Source organism: Mesorhizobium sp. M7A.F.Ca.US.005.03.2.1 (assembly GCF_003997795.1).
In the GTDB taxonomy this organism is placed as follows: Bacteria; Pseudomonadota; Alphaproteobacteria; order Rhizobiales; family Rhizobiaceae; genus Mesorhizobium; species Mesorhizobium ciceri.
On record NZ_RZRP01001308.1, the window covers coordinates 1 to 1,103 of the forward strand.

General features: G+C 60.7%; 1 protein-coding gene. It reads left to right on the forward strand.

Going from position 1 to position 1,103, the window contains the following annotated elements; all coding sequences use genetic code 11:
- Positions 1–194: 194 nt before the first annotated feature.
- A partial coding sequence (locus tag EN991_RS37305) for a DUF4424 domain-containing protein (RefSeq protein ID WP_127370578.1) occupies positions 195–1,103 on the forward strand: 909 nt, incomplete at its 3' end.

A 1,103-nucleotide genomic window follows, 5' to 3' on the forward strand; every position in this document is an offset into this window, starting at 1 on the left:
GTCCAGACCGCGCAGGCGCGTGTCCAGACCGCGCAGGCGCGTGTCCAGACCGCGCAGGCGCGTGTCCAGACCGCGCAGGCGCGTGTCCAGACCGCAGTCCAGCTCCCTTTGGTTCGTCCGCGGATACGGAAGGGCTTTGAACGCCACATTGAAACGGCTAGGGTCCTGCAGGCATTCCAGCCGAGGGGGCTTCCATGTTGCGATATGTTCTGACCGCCGTGCTGGCCTTGTCGTCCGTACCCGCTTTCGCCAATGATTCGGTTGCCGAACTTGGCACCGGCGGCCTGATCCTGTCGCGCAGCGATGCCGTGGCGATGCAAAGCGAGGACCTTTTCATCTCGCCGGAAAGGGTCACGGTCGACTATGTCTTCCACAACAACACCGATCAGGATGTCCAGGCCATCGTCGCCTTCCCGATGCCCGACATATCGGGCAATCCCGAAGAAATCCCGGCGATTCCTGAAAATCAGAGCGATAATTTCCTCGGTTTCGAGGTGACGATCGACGGTGTCGCCGCAAAGCCGCAGCTCGAGCAGAAGGTGTTGGCGCTCGGCATCGACATCAGCGCTGAACTGAAGGCGCAAAACGTGCCGTTCTATCCTTTCGGCGATGCGGCGAAGGCGGCGCTGGCGAAGCTGCCGCAAGCGGTTGTCGATGACTGGGTCAACCGCGGCATCATCATCGAGGACACCGGCAGCGACGGCACCGAGACGAGCAAGGTCTACACCCCGTTCTGGCAATTGCGTTCGACCTACTGGTGGCGCTCGACCTTTCCGGCCAACAAGGACGTCCATGTTTCCCACCACTACAGGCCGAGCGTCGGCGGCACGTCTTCGGTCAGCTTCTTCTACGACGGCAAATTCCAGGGTCAGTATGCGGCCTACAAGACCCGGTATTGCATGGACGGCACATTCGAAAATGCGGTGCGCAAGGCGGCCAAGGACGACCCTGACGGCTACCCCAAATATTTCGAGAGCCGCATCGCCTATATCCTGACCACCGGCGGCAACTGGGCTACGGGCACGATCGGCAAGTTCAAGCTGACGATCGACAAGGGCAATCCGAAAGCCCTGGTCTCGTTCTGCGGCGACAATGTCAAAAAG